26 protein-coding genes are annotated in these 25463 nt (G+C 66.8%); 16 read left to right on the forward strand and 10 right to left on the reverse strand.

Annotation, left to right across the window (positions count from 1 at the left end):
* The first annotated feature begins 73 nt into the window (after window positions 1-73).
* Window positions 74-988: a LysR family transcriptional regulator gene (locus OG203_RS44910; protein ID WP_405163296.1), complete on the forward strand. Its 915-nt coding sequence runs from the start codon at window positions 74-76 to the stop codon at window positions 986-988.
* Window positions 989-1038: 50 nt separating this feature from the next.
* Here the strand turns inward: OG203_RS44910 and OG203_RS44915 are convergent, their stop codons facing one another.
* Window positions 1039-1470 carry an SRPBCC family protein gene (locus tag OG203_RS44915; protein ID WP_405163297.1) on the reverse strand — a complete coding sequence of 144 codons (432 nt, stop codon included), beginning with the start codon at window positions 1468-1470 and terminating at the stop codon, window positions 1039-1041.
* Window positions 1471-2153: 683 nt separating this feature from the next.
* Between OG203_RS44915 and OG203_RS44920 the strand changes: the two genes are divergently transcribed.
* The 6 genes from OG203_RS44920 to OG203_RS44945 are packed head-to-tail and all read left to right on the forward strand — an operon-like array spanning window position 2154 to window position 7409.
* Window positions 2154-3572 (forward strand): sensor histidine kinase, encoded by a 1419-nt coding sequence (locus OG203_RS44920; RefSeq protein ID WP_405163298.1) that lies wholly within the window; start codon window positions 2154-2156, stop codon window positions 3570-3572.
* Window positions 3572-4000, forward strand: coding sequence for a roadblock/LC7 domain-containing protein (locus OG203_RS44925; RefSeq protein ID WP_405163299.1), 429 nt, complete (start codon window positions 3572-3574; stop codon window positions 3998-4000). The genes OG203_RS44920 and OG203_RS44925 overlap by 1 nt, the downstream gene beginning before the upstream one ends.
* A complete protein-coding gene (locus tag OG203_RS44930) occupies window positions 3997-4350 on the forward strand; it encodes a DUF742 domain-containing protein (protein ID WP_405163300.1) in 354 nt (117 codons plus the stop codon). Before OG203_RS44925 ends, OG203_RS44930 begins: the two co-directional genes overlap by 4 nt.
* Window positions 4325-4930: a GTP-binding protein gene (locus OG203_RS44935; RefSeq protein WP_405163301.1), complete on the forward strand. Its 606-nt coding sequence runs from the start codon at window positions 4325-4327 to the stop codon at window positions 4928-4930. The genes OG203_RS44930 and OG203_RS44935 overlap by 26 nt, the downstream gene beginning before the upstream one ends.
* Window positions 4927-6168, forward strand: coding sequence for a cytochrome P450 (locus tag OG203_RS44940; protein ID WP_405163302.1), 1242 nt, complete (start codon window positions 4927-4929; stop codon window positions 6166-6168). The genes OG203_RS44935 and OG203_RS44940 overlap by 4 nt, the downstream gene beginning before the upstream one ends.
* Before the next feature lie 11 nt (window positions 6169-6179).
* The gene (locus tag OG203_RS44945; protein WP_405163303.1) at window positions 6180-7409 is read left to right on the forward strand and encodes a cytochrome P450; all 1230 of its coding nucleotides are present in this window, start codon (window positions 6180-6182) and stop codon (window positions 7407-7409) included.
* A 63-nt stretch (window positions 7410-7472) separates the two neighbouring features.
* On the opposite strand, the gene OG203_RS44950 is transcribed toward OG203_RS44945, so the two are convergent.
* The 3 genes from OG203_RS44950 to OG203_RS44960 all read right to left on the reverse strand — a co-directional run bounded on the left by OG203_RS44950 (window position 7473) and on the right by OG203_RS44960 (window position 10786).
* Window positions 7473-8279 (reverse strand): SAM-dependent methyltransferase, encoded by an 807-nt coding sequence (locus tag OG203_RS44950; protein ID WP_405163304.1) that lies wholly within the window; start codon window positions 8277-8279, stop codon window positions 7473-7475.
* A 176-nt stretch (window positions 8280-8455) separates the two neighbouring features.
* Window positions 8456-9574, reverse strand: coding sequence for a glutamate--cysteine ligase (locus tag OG203_RS44955; protein WP_405163305.1), 1119 nt, complete (start codon window positions 9572-9574; stop codon window positions 8456-8458).
* A gap of 294 nt (window positions 9575-9868) precedes the next feature.
* Window positions 9869-10786 carry a cupin domain-containing protein gene (locus OG203_RS44960; RefSeq protein ID WP_405163306.1) on the reverse strand — a complete coding sequence of 306 codons (918 nt, stop codon included), beginning with the start codon at window positions 10784-10786 and terminating at the stop codon, window positions 9869-9871.
* A gap of 132 nt (window positions 10787-10918) precedes the next feature.
* On the opposite strand from OG203_RS44960, the gene OG203_RS44965 reads away from it, so the two are divergent.
* From OG203_RS44965 to OG203_RS45005, 9 genes are all read left to right on the forward strand, one after another.
* Window positions 10919-11770: an alpha/beta fold hydrolase gene (locus OG203_RS44965; protein ID WP_405163307.1), complete on the forward strand. Its 852-nt coding sequence runs from the start codon at window positions 10919-10921 to the stop codon at window positions 11768-11770.
* 94 nt (window positions 11771-11864) lie between these two features.
* A complete protein-coding gene (locus OG203_RS44970; RefSeq protein ID WP_405163308.1) occupies window positions 11865-13439 on the forward strand; it encodes a Na+/H+ antiporter in 1575 nt (524 codons plus the stop codon).
* A 163-nt stretch (window positions 13440-13602) separates the two neighbouring features.
* The gene (locus tag OG203_RS44975) at window positions 13603-14880 is read left to right on the forward strand and encodes an ABC transporter permease (protein WP_405168193.1); all 1278 of its coding nucleotides are present in this window, start codon (window positions 13603-13605) and stop codon (window positions 14878-14880) included.
* 159 nt (window positions 14881-15039) lie between these two features.
* Entirely contained in the window at window positions 15040-15429 is a 390-nt protein-coding gene (locus tag OG203_RS44980; RefSeq protein ID WP_405163309.1) for a hypothetical protein, read from the forward strand.
* On the forward strand, window positions 15413-17164 hold the full coding sequence (locus OG203_RS44985; protein WP_405163310.1) for a hypothetical protein: 1752 nt from the start codon (window positions 15413-15415) through the stop codon (window positions 17162-17164). Before OG203_RS44980 ends, OG203_RS44985 begins: the two co-directional genes overlap by 17 nt.
* Before the next feature lie 137 nt (window positions 17165-17301).
* Window positions 17302-17718 carry a hypothetical protein gene (locus tag OG203_RS44990; protein WP_405163311.1) on the forward strand — a complete coding sequence of 139 codons (417 nt, stop codon included), beginning with the start codon at window positions 17302-17304 and terminating at the stop codon, window positions 17716-17718.
* Between the two features lie 57 nt (window positions 17719-17775).
* A complete protein-coding gene (locus OG203_RS44995) occupies window positions 17776-19014 on the forward strand; it encodes a sensor histidine kinase (protein ID WP_405163312.1) in 1239 nt (412 codons plus the stop codon).
* Window positions 19011-19661: a response regulator gene (locus OG203_RS45000; RefSeq protein WP_405163313.1), complete on the forward strand. Its 651-nt coding sequence runs from the start codon at window positions 19011-19013 to the stop codon at window positions 19659-19661. The genes OG203_RS44995 and OG203_RS45000 overlap by 4 nt, the downstream gene beginning before the upstream one ends.
* A 118-nt stretch (window positions 19662-19779) precedes the next feature.
* Complete coding sequence (locus tag OG203_RS45005) at window positions 19780-20289, forward strand: PaaI family thioesterase (RefSeq protein WP_405163314.1); 510 nt, start codon at window positions 19780-19782, stop codon at window positions 20287-20289.
* A gap of 61 nt (window positions 20290-20350) precedes the next feature.
* On the opposite strand, the gene OG203_RS45010 is transcribed toward OG203_RS45005, so the two are convergent.
* From OG203_RS45010 to OG203_RS45035, 6 genes are read right to left on the reverse strand one after another with little or no spacing between them, the layout of a single operon-like run.
* A complete protein-coding gene (locus OG203_RS45010; protein WP_405163315.1) occupies window positions 20351-21193 on the reverse strand; it encodes an acyl-ACP desaturase in 843 nt (280 codons plus the stop codon).
* A 15-nt stretch (window positions 21194-21208) separates the two neighbouring features.
* A complete protein-coding gene (locus OG203_RS45015) occupies window positions 21209-22057 on the reverse strand; it encodes an SAM-dependent methyltransferase (protein ID WP_405163316.1) in 849 nt (282 codons plus the stop codon).
* On the reverse strand, window positions 22054-22311 hold the full coding sequence (locus OG203_RS45020) for an acyl carrier protein (RefSeq protein ID WP_405163317.1): 258 nt from the start codon (window positions 22309-22311) through the stop codon (window positions 22054-22056). Before OG203_RS45020 ends, OG203_RS45015 begins: the two co-directional genes overlap by 4 nt.
* Entirely contained in the window at window positions 22308-22883 is a 576-nt protein-coding gene (locus OG203_RS45025) for a PaaI family thioesterase (RefSeq protein WP_405163318.1), read from the reverse strand. Before OG203_RS45025 ends, OG203_RS45020 begins: the two co-directional genes overlap by 4 nt.
* 4 nt (window positions 22884-22887) lie before the next feature.
* Window positions 22888-23676 (reverse strand): ferritin-like domain-containing protein, encoded by a 789-nt coding sequence (locus OG203_RS45030; protein ID WP_405163319.1) that lies wholly within the window; start codon window positions 23674-23676, stop codon window positions 22888-22890.
* A gap of 39 nt (window positions 23677-23715) precedes the next feature.
* Window positions 23716-25374, reverse strand: coding sequence for a fatty acyl-AMP ligase (locus OG203_RS45035; protein WP_405163320.1), 1659 nt, complete (start codon window positions 25372-25374; stop codon window positions 23716-23718).
* Window positions 25375-25463 lie beyond the last annotated feature (89 nt).

Genomic DNA, 25463 nt, shown 5'->3' on the forward strand with positions numbered 1-25463 from the left:
TCGGATATTCCGTGGCAAAAGCGCGGAACGAGAAAGAGACTCTTTCCGGAGTGGAAAAGACGAGGAGGTCGCCGTGCCGGGTGCGTCCACCGACGACGTCACATTCTTCGACATCGTCGCCCGTTCGCGCAGCCTGACCGAGGCGGCCCGCGAATTCGGCGTCTCGGTGTCCTCGGTCAGCAAGCGACTCGCGCAGATGGAGGCCAGGCTCGGCGTGCTGCTCGTGCAGCGCAGCACCCGGCGGCTTGCGCTGACACCGGAGGGGGAGCGCTACGCGGCGGGCGCCTCGGTGATCGCCGCGCAACTCGAGGAGCTGGAAGACTCGATCGCCGAGCAACGCCACGAACTGCGCGGCCGGGTGCACGTCCGGTCGACCATCGGCCTCGGGCGGGCGCATATCGCGCCGCTGGTCGGCGATTTCGTCGAGCGGAACCCCATGGTGCAGGTGGATCTGGAACTCTCGTCGCTGCCGTTGAATATCGCGGGCACCGGCTTCGACATCGACATCAGGGTTGGCCCGCTACAGGACTCGAGATTGACCGCGACCCGGCTGTGGGTCAACCGCAGGGTGCTGTGCGCGTCACCGGAGTACCTGCGGCGCAACGGAACACCGGCGAGCCTCGGGGAACTCGAACAGCACACCTGCATCATCTTGCGCGAGAACGAATCCGACTACGCGCTGTGGCGATTCGAGAACGGGGACAAGGAGATCGCGGTCCGGGTGGCCGGCAACCTGATCAGCAACGACGGCGACGTGATCACCCAATGGTGTTTGGCGGGACGGGGTCTGGTGATGCGGTCGCTCTGGCATGTCGAGCCGCTGCTGCGCGACGGCACACTCATCCAGGTACTGCCCGACATGCGGACTCCGAGCGCCGATATCGCCGCGGTCTATGCCGCGGCCGCCCCGCTACCGCGCCGCACCCGTGCCGTCATCGACCACCTGAAGTCCGGGCTCGGCCGCCGCATCACCGGCATGGCGCGCTAGCGCCTGTAGCTCTGCGGCGCAGCCTGATTGGCTCTGTGGCGCAGCCTGATTCAGGCGTACAGCGCGACGAACTTGTCCAGTGAGCGCTCGATATCGCCCTTGACCGCCCGCGCGACACCGGCGCCGATCGGCCCGAACAACGGCCTGCCGCCCAGCTCGATGTCGACAGTCACCTCCGAGCCCGTCCCCTTCGGCGCGACCAGCAGTTCGAGACCGAGCTTGGTCCCACCCTTGCCCGCACCCGTCAGCAGCAGTCGCCGCGGCGCCTCGGCGGCCTTGACGGTCCACGTCACCCGGTTCCGCAACCCCTTCACCGAGGCGACACCGACCAGCTGGGTACCGACCGTCAGCTCCGCGGGCACCTCGCTGCGCCACGCCTCGTGCATTGTCAGCCACTTGTCGAGTTCGGCCAGATTGGACGTATGCGACCACGCTTCCTCGGGCGAGATCGGCACATCGACGGAGACCTTCAGCTTTGCCATTGCCGCATAGTATCCGGTACTCGCGGTTCGCCCTAGTTGATGCCGGAGGTTCGGCGGTCTGCCCTTCAGTTGGGCTTCATGATCGGACCCGAACCGTCCGAGCGAGCCTGGTCGGGCGACATTTGAGCAACCTTCACCGGTGTGGCATCGCGGACGACTAGGACGAACCAGGCCAATAACAAACTGGACGTTCCAGCAAACTTCCAGTCGGTGTATGGCCGAATACCCTGTTCTCCCACCCGCTTCGGATAGGCGCGGTTGACGGCATGTGCGAGATGTGCGGCACCGCCGATAGATCGGATGATGTGTCCTCTATCGCAACTCCGGAAAGACCGCTGGTCATCGCGTGGCAAGCGGTCGTGATCAGCAGTGGCGCAGCATTATTGCTTATCTTGCGGCACTCGTCATCTGTTGTCTGCAAACGCAATCATGTGAGTGGATCTGAAGAGAACTGGTTGCATTGCTGCTAATGTCGGGGCGTCGGGTTCTGGTAACTGTTCGGACACAATCTGTTGTTCGGCAGGTAGCCGGTCCTCCGACGTGGACCAGATCCGACCAGGGTGTGCTGGTCGGCGTCGCGAGGAAGGCGGGACGAAGCACATGACGGAGAGTCGGCGCGGCCTCGCGCATGCGCGCTCGCAAGCGCTCCCAATCCTCGGCGCCAATCGACGACGAAAGAACTGATGAATCAAGATATCGCCGTGGTGCTTTCATGGATCCTCGCCGCCGCCCTCGTAGTGGCGGCGGGCGTCGCGTTGTACGCGGTGCAGTACGCGCGACAGCAGCGAGCCAGGGCCGAAGCACTCAGTAGAGAGCAGCGAGCCGCGGAGGAGGCCGTCGAGCGCTTCGCGACTACCACGATGCCGTCGGTAGCCGAGGCGATCAGACGCTTCGACAGCCCGGCCCCGACGGTGGAAGTGCCGCCGGGCCTGGAGAACTCGCGCATCGCGCAGGTTTTACGCTGGGTCGCCGAGCGATACGCCGACGACCTGAGCCTGCTGCGGTCCGAAACCAGGGACCAGACCAATCACGAGGCGCAGCAGGCGATCAAGGCCGCCGAGGAGAAGGTCCGCACCGAGGTGTCGACCGCGTCCAGGCAGGCGACCAGCGCGGCCGTGCGCTCGTTCGGCACGTCGGTGGTCAGTCTCGGCGCCGACGTCAGCCAGGTGGTCAGCTCCGCGCTGCGCGAGCACCGCAAGGACGAGGTGTACGAAACCCTCACCCGCATCGACCACACCGTGCAGCAGATGATCCGTCAGGCGCAGTCCTACGTGATCGTCTGCGGCGGCCTGCCAGGAAGGCGCTGGCCCGCCCAGTCGCTCACCGACGTCGTCGGTGGCGCGGTCGGCCGCGTGCGCGACTACCTGCGGGTGCGCCCGACCCAGCTCGATCGGGTGGTCATCAGCCGTGCGGTCGAGCCGCTCGTGCACACCCTGGCCACCTTGCTCGACAACGCGTTGCGCTATTCCCCGCCAACGTCTTTCGTGGATGTCAGCTTCCAGGAGGGCCACCACGGCGTCACCGTCATCATCGATGACGCCGGCGTGCGGATGAACGCCGAGCAGATGGAGGAGGCCAGGCAGGTGCTCGCGCACGAGCGCTCGGTCGACATCCACCAGCTCGGCCCGGCGCCCAAGGTCGGCTTCCCCGGCATCGCCGCGCTGGCCCGTCGCTACGGCTTCACCGTCTACATCGACGGCCCGAACGTCTACGGCGGCATGCGCGCGATGGTCTACATCCCCGAAGCCTTGCTGATGACCGTGCAGCCGATCCAGGAGGCAGTGCCGGCCCGCGAGGTCGAGATACCCGCCGAACCCGCTCCCGCTCCCGCGGCTGCTACCGCGAGCGCAGCGCACCGGGCACCGGAGAGCGACGAAGAGCCCAGTGAGAGTGAGCAATTCGCCGTGCACGAGATCACCAGCGGCGGCTTACCGAAGCGGCGCCGCCGGACGGTCGCGCTCGCTCCGGTCGGTCCGCGCACCGAACCCGGCCTCGCCCGGCCCGATGTCGCCGCCGCCTGGCACACCGGTTCCAAGAGCGGCCGCGCCGCCGCCTCCGATCAGTCCGATCACTCCGATCACACGGAAGGGATGACATCCTGATGGCCACACCCTTGACCGACAGCAGTAACAAGCTGGGCTGGCTACTCGAAGATCTCGTCAACGTCCCTGGCGTCCGATTCGCGGTGCTGTTGTCCGAGGACGGTTTACGGATCGCGCATTCGGCGGGGATCGAGCGCGATCAGGCCGAGCGTTTCTCCGCCGCCGCGTCGGGCCTGCGCTCGCTCGGCAAGGCACTCGGGGAGTTCTGCGGCGACGGCGATAACGGTGTGCGACAGAACATGACCGAATACGACCAGGGCATGATCCTGATCACCGCCGCGGGTGACGGCGCGCTGCTCGGCGTGGCGACCACCCCGGAGATCGACGTCGCGCTCATCGCGCACCGGATGAACGAACTCGCCGGACGGGTCGGACACGAGCTCGGCAGCCAGCCGCGCAGGCGTGTTGATGGTGGCGAATTGCCATGACATCACGGGCCCGGCGTGATCCCGATTTGGTTCGGGCATACGTGCGCACCGGGGGACGCACCCGTCCCACCCGCGAGTTGGACCTGGTCACGTTGGTCCGTGCCGCGAAGGACCCGTCACCGGGTGCCGCGCCCGACGCACGCCGGGTCATCACTCTCTGTAGCCGCCGAGGCACGCTGTCGATCGCCGAGATCGCGGCCTACCTCGATCTGCCGCCGTCCGTAGTGAAGATCGTTGTCGCCGATCTGATGGACAACGGTCATCTGGTCACACCTACCCCGGCCGAAAATGTGCCGGAGATCGCTCTGCTCGAGGAGGTACTTAATGGGCTCCGTGCTCTCGCCGTCTGATCGTCCAGTCGACTATGTGCCGGAGACCGTTACCCGTTCCGTAAAACTGTTGGTGGCAGGCAATTTCGGGGTCGGCAAGACCACCTTCGTGAGCAGCGTCTCGGAGATCAAGCCGCTGCGCACCGAGGAGACGATCACCGAGGCCAGCGTCGGCGTCGACGACATGGTCGGCCTGCCAGGCAAGTCCCAAACGACCGTCGCGATGGACTTCGGCCGCATCACGCTGAACCCGCAGCTTGCGCTCTACCTGTTCGGCACGCCGGGCCAGCAGCGGTTCGTGCCGCTGTGGGAAGAGCTGGCCCGTGGCGCGCTCGGCGCGCTGGTGCTGGTCGACACCCGGCGCATCGAGAAGTCCGACGAGGTGCTTTCGGTGCTCGAGGAGCGCGGGGTGCCGTATTCGGTGGCGGTCAACCAGTTCGAAGGCGCACGGAACTTTCCGCTAGGCGAGGTCCGTGACGCACTGGACCTAGCGCCCGATACCCCGATCACCTCCTTAGACGCACGTGACCGGGGCACCTGCCTGCGGTCCCTCATCACGCTCGTCGAATTCCTGTTCCATCGTCAGGAGTCACGTCTTTGACCACGCCATCGCGTTCCTGCCCGGTCCAGCACGGATCACCGATCGACACCGACGGCCCACGGGTGTCGCTGTACTCGGAGGATTTCGCCGCCGACCCGCACCGCGCCTACCGTGAGATGCGCCGCGAATACGGCTCGCTGGTGCCGGTCGACCTCTCGCCGGACGTGCCGGCCACGCTGGTGATCGGTTACCACACCGCGCTGCGAATCCTCAACGACCCCGAGCACTTTCCGGCCGACCCGCGCATCTGGCAGAAGGGCGTGCCAGGCGAGTGCCCGATCCTGCCGATGCTGGAGTGGCGGCCGAACGCGCTGCGCAGCGCGGGCCTCGACCACGGCAAGTACCGGCAGGCCAACGTGGCCGCCATCGCCGAGGTCGACCTGCACAGCCTGCACGCCACCGTCGAGCGCATCGCCATCCCGCTGATCAATGCCTTCTGCCAGGACGGCGCCGCGGACCTGATCAGCCAGTACGCCTTTCCGCTCACCTTCGCGGTGCTCAACGCGACGCTCGGCTGCCCGCCGGAGATCGGCCAGCAGGTCGCGACCGGCATGGCCGCGATCTTCGAGGGCGTCAACGCCGACAAGGGCAACGCGATGCTCACCGACGCGCTGTTCGATCTGGTGAACTCCAAGCGCAAAGAACCCGGTGACGACATCACCTCGCGGCTGCTCGCGCATCCGGCCAAGCTCGACGACGTGGAGATGATCCACCAGCTCGTCACGCTGTACGGCGCTGGCATCGAGCCGCAGCAGAACCTGATCGTCAACACGCTGCTGCTGATGCTCACCGACGAACGCTTCGCGGGAAACGTTCTCGGCGGCAGTCTTTCGACCCGCGACGCGCTCGACGAGGTGCTGTTCACCGACCCGCCGATGGCGAACTATTGCGTGTCCTACCCGAGGCAGCCGATACTGATCGATGGGGTGTGGCTGCCCGCGCACCAGCCGGTCGTGATCAGCATGTCCGGCTGCAACAACGACCCGACCATCAGTGTCGGTGAGTACGTGGACAATCGCTCGCATCTGGCGTGGAGCGTCGGCCCGCACGCCTGCCCCGCCAGGTCGATGGCCTACCTGATCGTGCAGGACGCCATCGATCAGCTTCTCGATGCGTTGCCCGAGTTGAGTCTTGCTGTCGCCGCCAACGAATTGTCTTGGCGGCCAGGTCCTTTCCACCGAGCACTGGTCTCCCTCCCGGTAGTCTTCCCTAAGTCACCACCGTTGAACGTGTTTTAAGGAGACCCCCGATGGACACTGAGCCTCTAGTCCTAGACCCGACGGGCACCGACATTCAAGGAGAAGCCGCCCGCCTGCGCGAGCGTGGACCGGCGACCATGGTGGAGCTGCCGGGAGGCGTGCGCGCGTGGTCGATCACCGACGCGGACTTGTTGAAGCGATTGCTCGTCGATCCGAAAGTGTCCAAGGATGCCAGGCAGCACTGGCCCGCCTTCGCCAAAGGTGAAGTGCCGCAGGACTGGCCGCTGTTTCTCTGGGTCGCGGTGAACAACATGTTCACCGCGTACGGCGCCGACCACCGGCGGCTGCGCAAGCTGGTCGCCCCCGCCTTCACACACCGGCGCACCGAGGCGATGCGGCCGCGCATCGACCGGATCGTGCAGCGGCTGCTCACCGAGCTCGCTGCGGTGCCGGCGGGCGAAGTGGTCGATCTGCGTGAGGGTTTCGCCTATCCGGTGCCGATCGAGGTCATCTCCGAGCTGATGGGCGTGCCGGAATCGTTGAATCCCGGTCTGCGCAAGTGCGTCGACGGCATCTTCGACACCGCCCTCAGCCCGGAGGAGTCGCAGGCCAACTACATGGAGATGTACCGCATCCTGGCCGAGCTTGTCGCCTACCGGCGCGAAAACCCCAGCGACGACATGACCAGCCTGCTCATCTCGCACCGCAGCGAGGACGACGGCTCGAAGCTCACCGAGCAGGAGCTCATCGACACGCTGCTGCTCGTCATCAGCGCGGGCCACGAGACCACGGTCAACCTGCTCGATCAGGCGATCTACGCGATGATCACCCGGCCCGAGCAGCGGGCGACCGTGCTGGAGGGCAAGGTCAGCTGGTCGGATCTGATCGAGGAGTCGCTGCGCTTCGAGGCGCCGGTCGCGCACCTGCCGCTGCGCTTCGCGGTCGACGACATCGAGATCGAGGGCCTGCACATCGCCAAGGGCGACCCGATCCTGCCCGCCTACGCGGCGGCCAACCGGGATCCGAAGGTGCACGGCGACACCGCCGACGAGTTCGACGTGACCCGAGTTACCAAGGACCACTTGGCCTTCGGGCACGGCGTGCACCACTGCCTCGGCGCGCCGCTTGCCCGGCTGGAGGCGGCGCTCGCGCTGCCCGCCATCTTCGCGCGCTTCCCGAACATGCGCCTGGCGGCGGATCCTGCGGAGTTGGGGACCGTGGTCAGCTTCATCTCGAACGGTCACGGCAAGCTGCCGGTGATCCTGGAGCCCGCCGAGTAGTCAAGTAGCACAGCTGTATTCGCGAAAGGGGTGGCGCGTTGCGGCACCCCTTTCGAATGTCCGCTAGTTCTTCCGTGCCAAGCCGGTCACGATGAGTTGTTCCCAGATGGTCAATTCGCGGTCCGCCGTGTCGATTGCCGTCAGATCCGGCCGCCAGCTCGCGCAGGGCGCGATACCGGGTTCGAGGATCTCCAGCTCACCGAACAGCGCCTCGATCTCCTTGTCGCTACGCCAGCGGCCGCGCCCGAAGGTCGACTGGAGCTTGTCCTCGGCGACAGCGGTCTCCCGGTTGTCGCCCGAGCGGAAGTGCGAGATGTACACCAGGCTGCCGGGCGAGAGCTGCTCGGACCAGTAGCGCACCACCGAGGCCGGGTCCTCGTCGTCGTTGAGGTGGTGCAGGATGGCGCTGAAGATGACCGCCACCGGCTGGTCGAAATCGATCATCTCGATGACCTCGCGGTGCTCCCTGATCGAACGCGGGTCACGCAGATCCGCTTGGAAGACAGTGGTGTTCGTGTCGGTGGCCAGCAGTGCGCGGCCGTGCGCGAGGACGATGGGATCGTTGTCGATGTAGACCACCTTGGCGTCGGACGCGTAGCGGTGTGCGACCTGATGCACGTTGTCGGCGGTCGGCAGCCCGCTGCCCAGATCGATGAACTGCCGCACACCATCGCGGGCGAGGTCGCGCACGGCGCGGATCAGCGCCTGCCGGTTGGTGGTGGCGATGGCCACCGAGCCGGGCAGGTTGTTCTTGAAGTGGTCGCCGATCGTCCGGTCGACGGCGAAGTTGTCCTTGCCGCCGAGCAGGTAGTCGTACACCCGGGCGATACTCGGCTTGGATTGGTCGATCACGTGGGTCAGGTCGGTCATCTCTCTTGCCCCCTCGTCGTGAACTCTGTCGGTTCTCATCGTAGGAGCCTCGGCGGCGGAGGGGGCCTGCTTCAATGACGAGTCACATTTGACCACAACATGTTTCGCTGTTGCAGAGAGTTACGTGACGACCCCCGCCCGACGTTTGCCCACTCCAGTGGGGCACATCTTCTGTCTCATGTGGCGGTAGTCGCGGGACAGCCTTCTAAAGTAGCTGCCGCCAGCTCCGTCACGACATCGCCGACGTCGTGGTTGGCGCGAAAGGCGTTGAGCTGTCGCATCGCTCCGTTGCCTCGGGCCAGGACGGCGGCGAGGGAGTCGGTGACCAGTTGCTGGTCGCCGAGCTCGTCGAGTGCCGGGCCGACGTAGCCGAGGAGTTCGGCGAGCAGGTCGGGTACCGGCATGATGCGGCCATGTACCGGGTCTACCGCGTCGCCGTCGAGGCCGGTGCGCGCCGCTTTCCAGTAGGCCGCGCGCAGCACCTCGTCGCTGACCGGTGGCGCGGATATGTTGCGCGCCAACGAGTTCTGGGCGGTCATTACCGTCGCGCGGACCAGGGTCGCGAGCAGTACCGTCTCCTCGACCGTCGCTGGCACATCGCTGACGCGGACCTCCACCGTCGGAAAGCTCAGTGACGGGCGGACATCCCAATAGACCATCTTCTTGTCGAGGATGCTGCCGCTGGACAGCATCATGGCGACCATCGCGTCGTATTCGGCGACCGAGCCGAAATACGGTGGCGGACCGGCGCTCGGCCAGCGCCGCCACAGAATGCTTCGCCAACTGGCGAAGCCGGTGTCGATGCCGCGATAGATGGCCGAGTTCGCGGTGAGCGCCAAGAACAGCGGCAGCCAGGGGCGCAGGAAGTTGCTGACCTGCAAGGCATTTTCGCGGTCGGGCACGGCTACATGGACGTGGCATCCGCACAGGCCCTGCTCCTGCGCGAGCATGCCGAACGCCGTGGCGATCCGCTGATAGCGCGGTATGTCGGTGATCGGGAACTTGTCCGGCACGGTTGGTGGAATGGCCACCGCGAGTAGCTTGGTGCCGTTCTTCTCCGCGCAGGCGGCGATGCCGCAGCGCAGATCGCGCAATTCCGTTGCCAGCTCGGTGGCATCGTTGTGCACGCCGGTGCTGGTTTCCACCTGGCATCGGGTGAGTTCGAGTTGCAGATCGATGCCGAGTTCGGCCGCGGTCCTGGCGACCTCGACGTTTTTCGCGACAGGCGCACCGGTTTCGGGATCGGCGAGGAGGAATTCCTCCTCGACACCGACGGTCGCAGTGTCTGCGTCCATGGCGGTTAGATTACCCGTCCGTCGAGGTCATAGGCGTCTTTCGGAGTTACCGCGGTCGTGCGGAGAGCACCGCGAGACCGAACGGTCTCGCGGGTCTCCACGCGGTAGCACGTTCGTGAATCGTCGGGTCAAATACCGATCACATCTAGCACCATGCGAACCCAGTGGCTGACCATTCCGATAATCATCGAACTCTCCTTTCACCACCTCGGGGAACTGCCTCGTAAGCACCAGATTGCCGCAGTGTGGCGCACCCCAAACGGTGATCGCCCGGACGTCCACCGGACAACTCGTTCACCGCACTGTCAGCTTGCGCCAGCGTTGCGGAGCGTCGCCGTATCGGCGTTGAAAGGCGCGGCTGAACGCCGCGTTGGAGGTGTAGCCGATGTCGGCGGCGATCCGCGACACCGGGTCGGTGGTCGAGCGCAGCAGCTCGGCGGCGTGGTCGAGGCGGCGCTCGGTGACGTAGGCCGCCGGTGCGCGCCCGAGCAGGCGGGTGAAGCGTTCGGCGAAGGCGGAACGGGACATGCTGGCGTCACGAGCCATGGTGGTGACGGTCCATGGTGTGCTCGGGTCCCGGTGGATGGCGGCCAGGACCGGGCCGAGCGCGGGATCCATGGCGGCCGTCAGCCAGCCAGGCGCGGCATCGTGCCCGGCGAACCAGGCGCGCAGCGTGTGGATGAACAGCAGATCCAGTACGCGCGAAATCATCGCGGAGGCACCGGGATTCGGGCTGGTCACCTCGATCAGCAGCACCGGAAGGATGGCCGCGAGCCATGGACGGTGGCTCGGGTCCGCCGGAATGTGGATCGCCCTCGGCAGTACCGACAGCAGCGGTGCCGCGATGGCTTCCTGCACCGCGAACGTTCCGGTGACCCAGCGCGGCGCCTCGGGATCGGCGAGCTCGGTGTCGAGGCGGAAGGTGTCCGAATCCCGCAGCGGCCGTGGGGTCGTGCCGGTGCCGACGCTGAGCGAGTGGGCGTCGCCGCAGCCGAGCAGTACCAGGTCGCCCGGGCCGAGCAGGATCGGTGGGTCGTCGCCGACGCGCAGCCGGATCGTGCCGCGTTCCACGATGTGCAACAGGCGGATGCCGTCCGGGATGGTCACCTCGAATGGTTGCGGCGGGGCGAACCGGACGACGGTGTCCCCGTGTAGCCGGACGGCCTCCAGGATTTCCGAGAACGCGTCGAGGTCCTCGGTCTGGGTGAACACGATCACACGCTCCTGGAGTTTCGGCAAACTATCTCGGCTTTTGAAGCATAGCTATTGCCTGATTGTCCAGCTAACTTGGAGCTTGCTCGCCGCGAGAGTCCGTACGTTCCATCATCGAAGGGTCTAAAAACCATGCGCAACAACACTTCCCGCTTCAGCGCGGCACGCGGCCTGCGCGGCGTGGTACTGACCGTCGCCGCGGTCACGCTCGGCGTGACCGCCTCGGCCTGCACCGCGTCCGCCGACAGCGAGCCGAACCCGGCGCCGAACGCGAACAAGCCTGCCGTGCTGCTTGTGCACGGCGCGTTCGCCGACGGGTCGAGTTGGAGCAAGGTCGCCGCACAGCTGCAGCACGACGGCTATCAGGTGACGACGGCGGCCGTGCCGCTGCGCGGGCTCACCTACGATTCCGCCTACATCCGCAGCGTGCTGGATGGGTTGCCTGGCAAGACGATTCTGGTCGGCCACTCCTACGGCGGTGCTGTGATCACCAATGCCGCAACGGGTTCGCCGAAGGCGGCGGGCCTGGTGTACATCGCCGCGTTCTCCCCGGACCAGGGCGAGCCGGTCGGCGCGCTGGACGCCAAGTTCGGCGGACCGGCCACCAAAATCGGTGTGCCGCACGAGTTTCCGCTGCCCGGCGGCGGGGTCGGCCAGGAGCTGGTCATCGCGCCGGACAAGTTCCACGACAACTTCGCCCAGGACCTGCCGGAGAGCGAGACGACCGTGCTCGCCGCCGCACAGCGCCCGATCGCGGTGGCCTCGTTCATGGAACCGAGCGGTGTCCCTGCCTGGAAGTCGCTGCCGAGCTGGGCGCTGGTCGCCAAGGACGACCGGATGATCCCCGCCGACGGACAGCGCGAGATGGCCAAGCGGATGAACGCGACCACCGTCGAGCAGGCGGGCAGTCACGCGGTCGCGTTGTCGCAGCCGAAGGCGGTCGCCGCGGTGATCGAGACGGCGGCGGGCAGCGTGCAGGGCTAGCGCACCCGGCAAGGCCTCGGGCGCGTCAACACATCAGCGATTCTCAGGCTGGCGCGGTCTGGTTTCTCAGAAACCGAAGACAGACTGCGTTGGCGTGAGTCATCTGGAGTTGCCGTTTCTCGTGCTGTTCGGCACGATCCTCGCCCAGCCTATCGGGCGGCGGCTCGGCGTGGCCCCGGCCGTGCTGATGACGGTGTACGGGTGTGTGCTCGCGTTGATACCGGCGGTGCCGGATGTGCGGGTCTCGCCGGATCTGATTCTGCCGCTGCTGCTTCCGCCGCTGCTGTACGCGGCGGCTCGGCGCACCTCGTGGCGGACGTTCGCGCAGAACTGGGGTGTGATCGCGCTGCAGGCGGTCGGGTTGGTCTTCGCCACCGCGGCCGTTGTCGCGGTGGCGGTGCACCTGTGGGAGCCCGTGGTGCCGCTTGCTGCCGCGTGCGTGCTCGGCGCGCTGGTGGCACCGCCGGACCCGGTGGCCGTCGGCGCGCTGGCCGGGCGGCTCGGGTTGCCGCGGCGGCTTGTCGCGGTGCTGGAGGGGGAAGGGCTGTTCAACGATGTCACCGCGATCGTGCTGTACGGGATCGCGGTGCAGGCGGTGGTCACGGGGGAGTTCTCCGCGTGGTCGGCGGCGATGGATTTCGTGTTGTCCGCGGTGGTCGGCGTCGCGGTCGGGTTGGTGTTCGGCTGGGGCGGCAGTTGGCTGATGCGGCGCCTGGACGAGGCCGCGTGGCAGGTGGCATTGGGTCTGGCGCTGCCGTTCGCGGCGTATCGGCTCGGCGACGCGTTGGGCGGGTCGGCGGTGCTCGCGGTGCTGGTGTGCGCGCTGTACCTGACGGACGCGGCCACCGATTTCGGCGACAGCGACTATCGGCTGATCGGCGACTCGGTCTGGGCGATCATCGAAATGCTGGTCACCGGAATCGCTTTCGGCCTGATCGGCTTGGAGTTGGCCACCGTGCTGCGTGATGTCGGTCCGGAGTGGCCGGGCTTCCTCGGTGTCTCCGGCGCGGTGATCGCCGCCGTCGTCGGCATCCGGTTGGTGTGGTTGATGGCGACCTGGGCGTTGTTCGGCCGCTGGTGGCGTCGTCGCGAGGCCGACGAGCCGTATACCTGGCGCGAGACCATGGTCACCTGGTGGGCGGGCCAGCGTGGCGTGGCCACAGTCGCGTTAGCGCTGGCCGTGCCGTTGAACACCGAGTCGGGCGCCGATTTCCCGTGGCGCAGCGGAATCCTGTTCACCGCCTTCGCTTTGGTGTTGTTCACGCTGCTCATTCAGGGGCCGACTCTGTCACTTGTGGTGCGCGCGACCGGAGTTCGCGTCGATACCGAGGCGGAGCGGAACATGGAGCGCCAGTTGTGGACTCGCATCCTGCGCGCCGAGCTGACCCGCCTACAGGAGGTCGCGCGCACCGAGAACCTGCCGGAAGAGGTCTACGACCGGTTGCACGTCGGTATCGAAAGACGGCTCGCCCGAGCCGATCCCGAAGCGGCCGACGACGCCAAGGCCGCCGCCGAGCGCAGCTTCCGCCTCAACCGCAAACTCGACCGGATCAATCAGGAGGTGCTTTCGGCCGGGCGCACCGAAGCAATGGCCGCGCGGCGGGAACCGGGCGTGCCGCCGGATCTGGTGGATCGAGTGATGCGCCGCCTCGACCTACGCTCGCCTTAGCGATAGGTCATCCGATTGCGGAATGCAATCGGATTGTCCGCATCTTCATAGCAAACGGCCCGGCGAAGCTCCCGAATCATCGTCCGGTCTGCTGCTACCGTCCGAAACCGTGACTACGGACAGCGTGGAAGCAGCTCGCTCGGACCGCCGCCTCGGCTTGCGGATGTGGCTCTTGCCGGTCGCCATCCTTGCCGTGTTCATGGCCCTGCTCGGCACGATGTATCTCGACTATGTGGTCGATCCGGAAGCGAACATGCACGATTTCCCGATCGCACTGGTCAATCAGGACGTCGGTGACACCATCGGCGCGCCGGGGCAGCAGCGGCACGTCACGTTCGGTGACGAGGTGACCGAGGGGCTGAAGAAGGCGGTGCCCTCGGACAAGATCGATCTGCAGGTGCTCGCCGTCAACGAGGCTTCGCAGCGGATGCAGGACAATAAGGTCTACGGAACAATCCTCATTCCGAGCGACTTCAGCAAACGACTGGGCATCCTCGGCGTCGGCAGCGTGATCCCCGGTGACATCCAACGTCCGATCATCACGTTGCAGACCAATCCGCGCAGCGGCGCCTTCGTCACCGAGATCGTCACCCAGATCGGCAACCAGGCGCTGGAGCAGGTGAACAAGCAGGTCGGCGCGCAACTCACCCAGCAGGTGCAGGCGCAGCTGACGCCGCCGCCCGGCGGTCCGCCCGCGCCCGAGCTGAGCGGCGCCACCCGGGTGGCACTCGCCGAGCCGCTGCAGATCGGGGTCGAACCGTTCCACCCGCTGCCGAGCGGTACTGGTCAGGGTCTCACGGCGTTCTTCTACGCGCTGCTGCTCCTGCTGGCCGGTCTGGTCGGCTCGATGACCATTCACACGATGATCGACGCGCAGCTCGGCTTCGTGCCCACCGAGTACGGGCCGTGGTTCGTCCACTTCCCGCCGACACCCATCTCGCGCTTCCATACCCTGCTGATCAAGTGGGGCGTCATGGTGGTAACCGCGAATGTCGTTGCGGGAGTGTTTCTTATCGTGGCGAAGGCACTCGGCATGCCGATCGATCACCCGCTCGGGCTGTTCCTCTACAGCGCGTTGGCCATCATCGCCGTCGGCGTCACGGGCCTGTCCGTGCTCGCGGCCGTCGGCTCGGCGGGCCTGCTGATCAACCTCATCCTGTTCATCATTCTCGGCCTGCCCTCCTCCGGCGGCACCGTGCCGATCGAGGCGACGCCGAAGTACTTCGGCTGGCTCGCCTCGTTCGAGCCGATGCACCAGGTGTTCCTCGGTGTCCGCGCGATCCTCTACTTCGACGCCAGCGGCCCGGCCGGCCTGTCGCGAGGCGTGTGGATGGCGGCGCTCGGCCTGGCCGTCGGCCTCGTGCTCGGCCTGGTGATCACCCGCTTCTACGACTACAAAGGATTGCGGCGCACCGGAACCGGGCGGCCCGCCCCGGCATAACGCGTGCTGCGGCTCGCTCGGCTGTTCCGGCCGCGAATTCCGCGTGCTGGAAGGCGAGAAACCGCAATTCGCTAACAACCACCCGACATTGCTCGATACTCGGGTGCCAGCGCTTGCGGCGGACAGTGTCGCGGCGGGCCGAGAGCTGGGAGTCGTCAGATGGCCGCCGAACCGGTGAAAATCACGTTATTCGACTTGGATCACGCCGATGTCCAGGACATCAGCCGCGAATTGGCCACGCAGTCACCGGGATTGACGCCGGAAGCGGTGCCGGGCAGCCGCTACGGCGAGCCGACCATGCTGGTGCTCGCGGTGGCGTTCGCGATTCCGACGATTCAGGCGCTGGCCGCGTGGGCGCTGAAGAACCGCAGAAAACAGCGGATCGAGTTGCGTGCCAAGGTGTTGTACTCCGACGGCAGCGAGGTGGACCGTTCGGCGATCATCTCGTTCAGCGAGAGCGAGGCGCCGGACGCGCAGGTGATCAAGCAACTGATCGACGGTCTCGGCCTGCAGGGCCTGCCCGAGGGCGACGGTGGCGCAAACCCGTAGCTGGACAGACCTTTCCAGCAATCTCACCCATCTCGGCGCCGTCCGGCTCGCCGATCACCTCGACGAGCTGCTGCACCCGGGCAAGGGATCACCGGAGCTGACGCTCGGGTGCCTGCACGAGTTCACCCACCACTGGTGCTTTCACTCGGCGGTCGGTTTCGCGATCACCGGACTGCAATACCGGATGACGCGAGCTGCGCTGAGCGGTGACGGGCGCGCCGTCGATTGGATACAGCGGGACGCGGTGGCCTACCACACGGTGTCCGCCGTGCTGCGGCCGCTGATCGAGGGACTGGCGCTGTTCGCCGAGTTCGACGTGAACACCGTGCACAGCCCGGTGGCCACGGCACCCATGCTGGCCGCCATCAACCTGTTCTCCGGGAAGGCGCCGCACATCCTCGGCCCCGCGGCGGACGGCGATCTCGCCCCGATGGTCGGTGACCGCGCGGCAACGTTGGCGATGTCGCTGCCGATCAGCGCGCACCTCAGGACGATTCGGGTGAGCGAGGCTGGCATCCGTCGCAAGGTGAACGTGCTCGCGACCGGGCTCGCCGACGATCAGGACGGATATCTGCTCGGCTATCTCAGCGTCAAGAGCATGTGGCGTGACGTGCGCCGCCGCTGCGATCGGCTGTACACCGAAACCGATCTGGTGCTCGCGCTGCTGCGCGGGTTCTTCTTCGAGGATCGACGGCTCGTCGAAATCCTGCTCGGCACCGGCGAAAAGGATATGGGCAAGCTGGCCAACCTGATCGTCGACCACGTCACCGGCCGGGTGCGCGAACTGGCGCGCATCACCGAGGCCGACGTCGCGACGCTGGAAGCGTTGATCTTGTCGCGTGCACCGACGGAGTCGGCGAAATGGGCGGCACCGCTGCATGTTTCGACCGCTCGCTGGCGGGCGGGCCAACGCGCGTACACGGTACTGCTCACCGACCTGAACGCCGAGCCTCGGAAAGTGGCCGACACCGCCGACGCGGAGCTTGCCGAGGGCCTGCGCCGGGCCTTCGGTGTGCTGCTCGACCGCCGCCATATCGTGCGGCTCGGCACGGCGGCTGTCGAGGTGACCGTCGCGCGGCGCGGCAAATACGTAGTCCGGCTCGGCAAACGGGTGCTGCTGCGCGGTCGCGCGCCCGACGCGTCGCCGCAATCGGGCAGCGGCACAGTGGAATTGGTGTTCAGTGCGCTGTCCTCCGGCCTGCACCGGGCGATAGTCGTGTACGGCCCGGACTCGGCCATCGACATCGTCGCGCCGGGCATCGAGCCCGACGATGCCGACGAAATGGCGCTGCTGCGCACCCACGCCCATCCGGGCGAGCGGTATGTGGAGCTGTTCGAACGGATGCGGCGCGTGGTCGACGGTGTCCTCGACGCAACACCCCAGGCCGCCCTCCTCGCCGCTGTGCAGGACCAACTCCCCGAGGTAGCCAAGCACCTCTACCTGGACAGCGGCTTGAACACCGTGCCCGACGACCGCCTCATCGAGGTGTGGCGCACCCTCGACGCCGGCGGCATCTACGCCCTGCTCGACTACGACCGCGACCTACTGGAAGCCTTGGTCATCCTCGGCGCGGTGGCCCCACTCATGCCGTTCCGCGGCCAACTACTCGCCGAACTAGCCCTGCACGGCTTCCCTGATCCGGAAGCGATCCTGCGCAGGCTCACCGAGTTGGAGCAACGCACCGGCTTCGGCCTGGTCAACGCCGATGACCAGCGCGTCATGGTGCACGTCTGATCAACCGATCGGTTGATGCGCTCGGCCGTCCGGTGGAGTGCCGAAATCCACCGAGGGTCCGCCGGAACGGGCGATGTCTGTGCGGTGCGCCGTTGCGAGGCTGAGAGCAACTCCGCAGTCGACGAAAGGCTCTGTCCATGAACAGCTCTCGTGTCGCCCTCGCTGAACATCCGCGCGCCCGGACCGCATTGCGCAGTGCGCGATGGCTTGTCGGAATCTACGCGGCGATCAGCGCGGTGACCTTCCTCGCGATCGTCGTGCTGCGCGACAAGACCGCCGTGGTCAACGACGCGGTATGGGTCCGCGTGACGATCGTTGCCGTCACCGCGATCCTGATGCTCCTGTTCGCCTCCCGTGCGGCAGGCGGTGCCGCACGGGCCTACCTGCGGCTGCGGATCGTCTCGGCGATCATGGTGGTGGCCATCGCGGTGATCATCGCACTGCCCGGCCCGTTTCCGGTGTGGCTGAAGATTCAGCAGGGCATGTGCGGGATCGTGCTGCTGGCCGTGGTCGTCGTCGTGAACGGCAAGCACGTGCGTGCGGCGTTCGCTTAGGACGCGATGGCAGCCGTGACTAGGTTGGTGGTCGAAGACCGACCTGGGAGGAGATGGATGACCGAGGCCCTGGCCAATGCGCGGGCGCGGGGCTGGCCCGCGGTGGTCGCCATAGGGCCTTATCTGCTGCTGGCTCTGCTCGCGATGTTCACCGTGTTGGGTAAGCCCGCTGGCCGGTCGCTGGTCTTCGATCTGCTGCTGTGTGCGCTGGCCGCCGCGTGGATGCTGTGGATGGTCACCCTGCACCCCGAGTGGCGAGCGCAGCCGCCGCGGATGGCCGTGTTCTTCACTGTGCTGCTCGGCCTCTCGGCGATCCTTGTGGTGCGCGACCCTTGGTTCGGATTGTTCACGCCCGCCGCCTACGTGTACGCCTTCCGCCTGTTGCCGTGGCCGTGGCGGCTGGCCGGTGTCGCGGCGGTCGCGATGATCGCGGGCACCGCACAGGCCGTCGAGCTGGACAAGAGCACGGTGCTCGGCCTCGTCTTCTATCTCGCCGTACTGGTGGCGAACGCGGTGCCCATGTGTGGTTTCGCCTGGTTCGCCTGGCACAGCGGTATGCAGGACGAGCAGCGCAGGCAGGCGCTCGTCGAACTGAGCGCGGCCAACAAGCGGCTCGAAGCGACGCTCTCGGAAAACGCGGGCTTGCACGAACAGCTGCTGAGTCAGGCACGCGCCGGTGGGGTCCGCGACGAACGCGAGCGGATGGCACGGGAAATCCACGACACCTTGGCGCAGGGGCTGACCGGGATCATCACCCAGTTGCACGCGGCCGAACACGCCGACGCCGACCCGGTCGCACGGCGCCGGCACGTCGGCGCCGCAACGACTTTGGCGAGGGAGAGCCTTTCCGAGGCGCGGCGCTCGGTGCACGCGTTACGTCCCGAGCAGTTGGAGACGGCACGGCTGAGCGACGCGCTCACCGATGTCGCCGCCCGCTGGTCGGCGTTGCACGACATACCGACGCAGGCCGCGACGACCGGCACCGCGCGGCCGCTGCCGACCGATGTCGAAGTGGCGTTACTACGCACCGCACAAGAGGCGCTGGCGAATGTGGCCAAGCACGCGCGGGCGACCAGGGTGGGCGTGACACTGTCGTACATGGAGAACGAGGTGGTCTTGGACGTGCGCGACGACGGGGCAGGTTTTGATCCGGATCGGCTCGGCGACAACGGGTTCGGGCTCGTCGCGATGCGTCAGCGGGTCGAGGCGCTCGCGGGCAGCCTGCGGGTCGAGTCCGAACCTGGTGGCGGCACGGGTATTTCGGCCTGTGTACCCGCTAGCGAGGTGCGGGCATGACCGACACGAAGATCAGCTTGTTGATCGTCGATGATCATCCGGTAGTCCGAGACGGCCTCAGCAGCATGTTCGCCCGCGATCCCGGCTTCACGGTGCTCGGCGAGGCGTCAGACGGTACCGAGGCCATCCAACTCGCCGCCACCCTGCGCCCCGATGTGATCCTGATGGACCTGCGGATGCCTGGCATGGACGGCGTCGCCGCGATCACCGAGCTGGCCAGGCGCGGCGTCACCGCCAGGGTGCTGGTGCTGACCACCTACGACACCGACAGCCACGTGCTGCCCGCGATCGAGGCGGGCGCCACCGGTTACCTGCTCAAAGACGCACCACGCGAGGACCTGTTGCGTGCGGTCCGGGCGGCGGCCAAGGGGGAAGCCGTGCTCGCCCCCTCGGTGGCCGCACGGTTGATGAATCGGGTGCGCACGCCAGCGCCAGGACCGCTCAGCAAGCGCGAACTCGAGGTACTGCGGCTGGTCGCCGCCGGAAACACGAACCGGGAGGCCGCCGCCGGGCTGTTCATCACCGAGGCCACGGTGAAAACCCACCTGGTGAACATCTACGCCAAACTCGCGGTCACCGATCGCGCCGCCGCGGTCGCCGAGGCCTACCACCGCGGCCTGCTGAGTACCGGCAGGCCGACCGGTTGAACCGACCCCTTGTTTCGATGACCCGATCGAAGCTGAAAATGCAAGGGAGGCACGCCTCCTGGCGTTCACCGGGCGCTGATCGAATGGGCTGGCATCGTTCGCCAGGGAGGAAGAGGCCATGACCAGCACCGAGACACATGCCAACGAGCCGGGCACGCACACCAACGGCGCAGCCACGCAGGTCGACGCCACCGTGTCGTCCCGCGTCTACGAACTGACCACGGTTTTCGAGCGTGGGCTGCAGGAAAACCTCGGCGTCGGCGCGTCGCTGGGAATTCGGCTGGAATCCGCGGGGGACGGCTACACGCGGTACTACCTCGATCCGAACCCGGCCACCATCAACGCCATGTTCACCGTGCACGGCGGGGTCATCGCGACCCTGATGGACACCGCGATGGGCAGCGCGGTCTTCACCAAACTCGGTGATGGCGTTGCCTATACGACGTTGGAGCTGAAGGTGAACTTCATTCGGTCGGTCACCCTCGACGGTTCGCGACTCACCTGCGAGGCCAACGCGATTCACGTCGGCAGGCGGACCGCGACGGCCGAGGGCCGGATTCTGGACGGAAACGGCAAGCTGATCGCGCACGGCTCCACCACGATCCTGGTGCTGGCCCCGGAGAAGTAGACAACGCGAATGGCCCTGCCGCTCAGTAACTTCTGCGGCAGGGCCATTTCGGCGCCCGAAATCAGGCGAGGGTGGTGCACTCCCCGATGAAGCGCACCAATTCGTCCACTCGATCCGTGCGGGCATCCACCGCGCGATCGATTACCTTCACCAGATGCTCGTACGCCTCGGTGTGGTCGTAGGACGCCACATCGGCGATCTTCAGCGCCCACCGCCAATAGCCACGCATGGTGCCGGCCAACGGCATTCGGAAGTTGGCGATCACATCGCGGATCGGCTCCACCGTCGCGTCGCCGTGCACCCGCAGGTAGCGGCCGACCATGTCGGCCATGAAGCTGAAATGCCGTGCCTCGTCGCGCGACAGCCGCGCAAGCACCGACGCGAGCACCGGATCGTCGACCACGTCCCGCAGCTGCTGGTAGTACATCTGCGTCGCCTTCTCCTGCACTAGCGCGTAGGCGAAGAACTGCACCGGATGGTCGTAGGGCAGGTCGAACGGCTTCTGCCCCTCGATCGCCAATTCCGAACGCAGCGAACCACGTTCGGCGATGCCGGATGCTTCCTGATACCTGGTCAACGCGCGTGCGTGCGTGTCCTCCTCCAGGGCCCAGCGGACGGTGAAGTGGTACAGCTCGCGGTTGTGGATGAACGCCTCCCGGCTGACGCTGTCATCGACCGGGAAATACCGGTGGTAGACCTCGAAATAGCCGGGCAGGTGGTCCTCGATCAGCGTGACGAACTGTACCGCCGACCGCTGCCCCTCGGTGAGCCTGCCCGCGTCGGCGCGGGACCAGGTGAACGCGGTCTCCACATCCCAGGCCCTGGCCGCGGGGGAGGCGGCGAGGAAGCCGTCGACCGCCTCGGCCACCTCGCCGACGGGAATCAGTGTTGACTCGATATCCATGTGCCTCTCCTCGCCTCAGCGGGCGTTACGACAGGTCAGCGCGTAATGCTTTGTCGTGTAACCCCATCCGGCGTTGGCGATCTCCAGGTAGTGCCGCAGCTTCGCGGCAAGCCCAGGTCCGTGCGCGTCGATGCGCTCGGCGGAGGCGTACACATTGGTGATCCAGTCGTCGATGGTGCGCCGGTAGTGCTCGGTGAGATCGTCCACCGCGATGATCGAGAAACCCGCGTCCTCCGCGGCCGTCACCAGATCCGACAGCGGCCGCAGATCGCCCCAGCCGAAGATGTCCTCGCGGACGAACTCGGTGCCGACCTTGCTGTCGAACGCGGTGCGCGCCGCGGCATTTCGGAAGCAGCTCTCCGAGACATACAGGCTGCCGCCGCGGCGAAGCACCGCGCGGGAACGGCGGAAGATCTCGCCGAGATCGGGCATGTGCACGATCGAGCCGAGCAGCGTGACGGCATCGACGCTGCGCGGCGGCAGGTCGAGCCGCTCGAAATGGCCGACCTGGGTGTGCACCAGCTCGGCGACCCCGCGGGCGCGCGCCTGTTCGGCGATGTACTCGTGCTGCCGCGGCGCCGGGCTGACACCCAGTGTGTCGCAGCCGAATTCCTCGGCCATGAACAGGATCAGCGAACCCCAGCCGCAGCCGACGTCGAGCAGTCGCTCGCCGCCGCGCAGCCCGAGCCGATCGGCGACGAAGCGCAGCTTGTTGCGCTGCGCCTGCGCCAAGGTGTCGGTATCGGTGGCGTACAGCGCGGAGCTGTACTTGCGCAGCGGGTCGAGGAACTGGCCGAAGATATCCGGATCCAGGTCGTAGTGCTGATTGGTGTCCGCGGTGACCGGCTGTTCGGTGACGGTCATGCCGCGTCCTCGCGCAACGCCCGGTCGACCACCTTGACCACATCATTGAGCGTGGACAGGCCGAAGACGTCCTCGTCCTCCATCTCGATGTCGTAGGTGCGCTCGATCTTGGCGACCATGCGCAGCACTCGCACCGAGTCGACGCCCGCCATGCCGCGCAGATCCACGTCGGGCAGCAGGTCGGCCTCGGCGATGCCGGTCTCGGCGGCGGCGATCTCGGTGACGGTGCGCAGGATGTCGGCGGGATTCGTCATGAGTGAACTCCATTCGTAGAGAAGGTATTCGCGGCGGACAGCGCGTCGGAGAGCAAGGCGACCTCGTCGTCGCCGAGCGTGAGTTGGTGGCGCACATCGTCGAGCGCGAACCGTTGGTAGGCGGCGGTCGAGGCCGCGCAGACGGCGCCGTTGCCGTCGAGGATCTCCGCGGACGCCTGGATCGGCCGATCCGGCGCCTGCTCGGACAGTGTTGCGACGCAGCGGTATTCGTGGTCAACCAGCAGCGGTGTGATGAACCGGGTGCGTTGGGAGACGGTGAACGCGGGATAGTTACGCGCGAGCACGATCAGGTTGCCCATCACCTCGTCGCAGATCACGCCGACCAGGCCGCCGTGCACGACACCGGGATACGACTCGAACTCGCGGCCGAGCCGGAACCGGGCCTGCAGGCCGTCGGGATGCGGGGTGAAGGCCAACCGCAGACCGGTCGGGTTATGGGGTGAGCAGCCGAAGCAGTGGTAATCGGGGATCACCGACCACGGCACCTGAACGGTGTCCGCCGCGTGGTGCGGCGGCTCGACGGTTGCGCCTACGGCGATTGCCTGGTCCATCGTGCTAAGCGATCGCGTCGGCGAGCGCACGGCGGACCTTGGCATTGCTCGACAGTTCCAGCCCGGTCATGTTGGCGAAGGTGCGACGCACCTTGTCGTGCAACACATCCAGCTCACCCTCCGCGGCGACCTGCTCGAGGAACAGGTCGAACCCGGTGTCGATGGTCTCGTGCTCGCCCAGCTCGCTGATGCCGGCCTTGAAGGTGCTCACCGGATGCTTGATCTTGGCCTCGGAGCTGTACACATACAGCGTCTCGAGCACGGAGGGCAGCTCCTCCGGACGCTGCTCGAGGCGCTTGGTCGCGTAATAGATGAACTCGCGCGCGTGGCCCGCTTCGTCGCGACTCGCGTTGAGCAGCAGGCCTTTCAGCACCGGCTCCTGCACCCAGCTGGCTACCGCACGGTAGATGTGGTTGACGGTGAGCTCAGAGATGATGTTGGTCGCCAGCGTCGCCGACGGCGTGCTGCCCGGCGCGTAGGGCTCGCGCATCGAGTCGACGACCTTGTCGTCCACGCTCTCGCCGATCGCGCCGAGCCAGGACCGAAACGCGTAGTGGTGCTGCACTTCCTGGTAGCCCCACACCACGGCGAAGGTGGAGAAGTCGTAGTCGTCGACGAATTCGTTCATGAAGCCGTGCACGGCGGCGATGACGTTGGACTCGCCCATCGTGGCGCTCTTGGCCAGCGTCACGTACTCGGGACGGACCAGGGTGCGGTCGACGGCGTCGAGATCCAGGTCGGCCAGTTTCCAATGCAGGCGCTCGTAATGGCGGAAGACTTCATAGCTGTGCACAGGTGACTCCAGTTCGGTTGGTGCGAAGTGGCTTGGTGGTCAGTGCTTTCGAGAAGCGACGAGATCGCGGGCGGCGAGCCGCTTGAGCTTGCCGCTGCTGGTCCGTGGAATGCTGCGCGGCGCGACCAGGTACACCTCGACTGCGGCAAGCCCGAGTTCGGCCGAGACCCGCGCCCTGATTCGGTCGCCGAGCGCCGTGGCGGCCGCGCCGGTCAGTTCGGATTCGGCGATCAGCGCGATCACATCCGCGCCGTCGGGATCGGTGGCGGCCGTGCATCGGCCCTTGTAGACGCCGTCGAGGTCGCGGACGGTGGCCTCGACGTCCTGGGCGTAGTAGTTGACGCCGCGTACGGTGATCATGTCCTTGCACCGGCCGGTCACGAAAAGCTCACCTGCACGCAGGTATCCGAGATCGCCGGTGCGCAGCCAACCGTCGGTGAACAGACCGGCCACGGTCTCGGGCTCGGCGGTCAGGTAGCCGTCGGTGACGGACGGGCCCTGGATGAGGATCTCGCCGACCGCACCGTCGGGCAGCTCGCGGTCGTCCTGGTCGACGATGCGCAACCGCATGCCGTCGACGGCGGAGCCGACACCCGCCACCGCCCGCGCGCCCGAGGCGTCGGCCGAAACGCGCTGTGCCTGTGCGTCATCCGAGAGCGTCGCGCGATCGACCCACTCGAACAGCGGCTCTCGGCCCAGCGGCGGGAAGGCGACGGCGAGGGTGGCCTCGGCCATGCCGTAGACGCCGAACATGGTCGTCGGCGCGAAGCCCGCTGGCGCGAAACGCTCGCAGAACGCCGTGACCACCTCGCGGGATATCGGCTCGGACCCGTTGAACGCGATCCGCCAGTTGCTCAGGTCGTAGTCGGCCACCTGCTCCGGCGGTACTGCGGCGAGCAGCGCCTCGTAACCGAAGTTCGGCATGGCGGTGATCGTCGTTGCGCTGCTGGCGAATTCGGCGAGCCAGCGCGCCGGATCCTTGACGAATGCCAGCGGCGACCAGACGTGCGCGGGGATGCCGCGCAGGATCGCCGAGAGCGTGCCGAACAGGCCCATATCGTGGAACAGCGGCAGCCAGAAGCCGCCGGTGTCGGCCAGATCCAGCGCGATGCCGGTGCGGATCGCGGCCAACCCGCTGAGCACGTTGTGGTGGGTCAGGCGAACACCTTTGGGCGTCGCGGTGCTGCCCGAGGTGAACTGCACGATGGCGAGATCGTCCGAGCCGAGCACGGGCAGTGGGATGTCTTCGGTGTCGGTCTCGTCGAACAGCGTTGCGGTGTCTACCAATTCGACATCAACGGCGTCACCGAGCAGTGTGGCCAGCTCGGCGAAACGATGCGACATCAGCACGGTGCGCATGCCCGCCGCCTCGACGATGGCCGCCAGCTTCGCCGGATATCCGCTCAGCTGCCGCGCACCCGCGGGCAATGGCAGGGGAGTGGCCGCACCGCCTGCCGCCGCCACCCCGAACAGACTGCTCAGGAACTCGGGAGCGTTGGGGCACAGGATGCCGACCGGCTCGCCGCGCGAGATACCCCGCCGGACCAGTGCGCCCGCGGCCGCCTGGGAGCGCCGGTGCAGCTCGGCGTAGTCCACGGTTTCCGACACCGACCAGAACGTGGCGAGCACCCGGGGATGCCCGGCCGCGATCTCGGCCATGCGGCCGTGCAGGGTTTCGACCGATTCCGCAGAATTCATGACTGCAACGACAACAGCGAATTGTGACGGTGCCTTGAACTGATTGTGAATTGCGGTGTTCGATAAAGAAGGACGATCAACCAATCGTA

Origin of the sequence: Nocardia sp. NBC_01499, from assembly GCF_045040275.1 — a bacterium.
In the GTDB taxonomy this organism is placed as follows: domain Bacteria; phylum Actinomycetota; class Actinomycetes; order Mycobacteriales; family Mycobacteriaceae; genus Nocardia.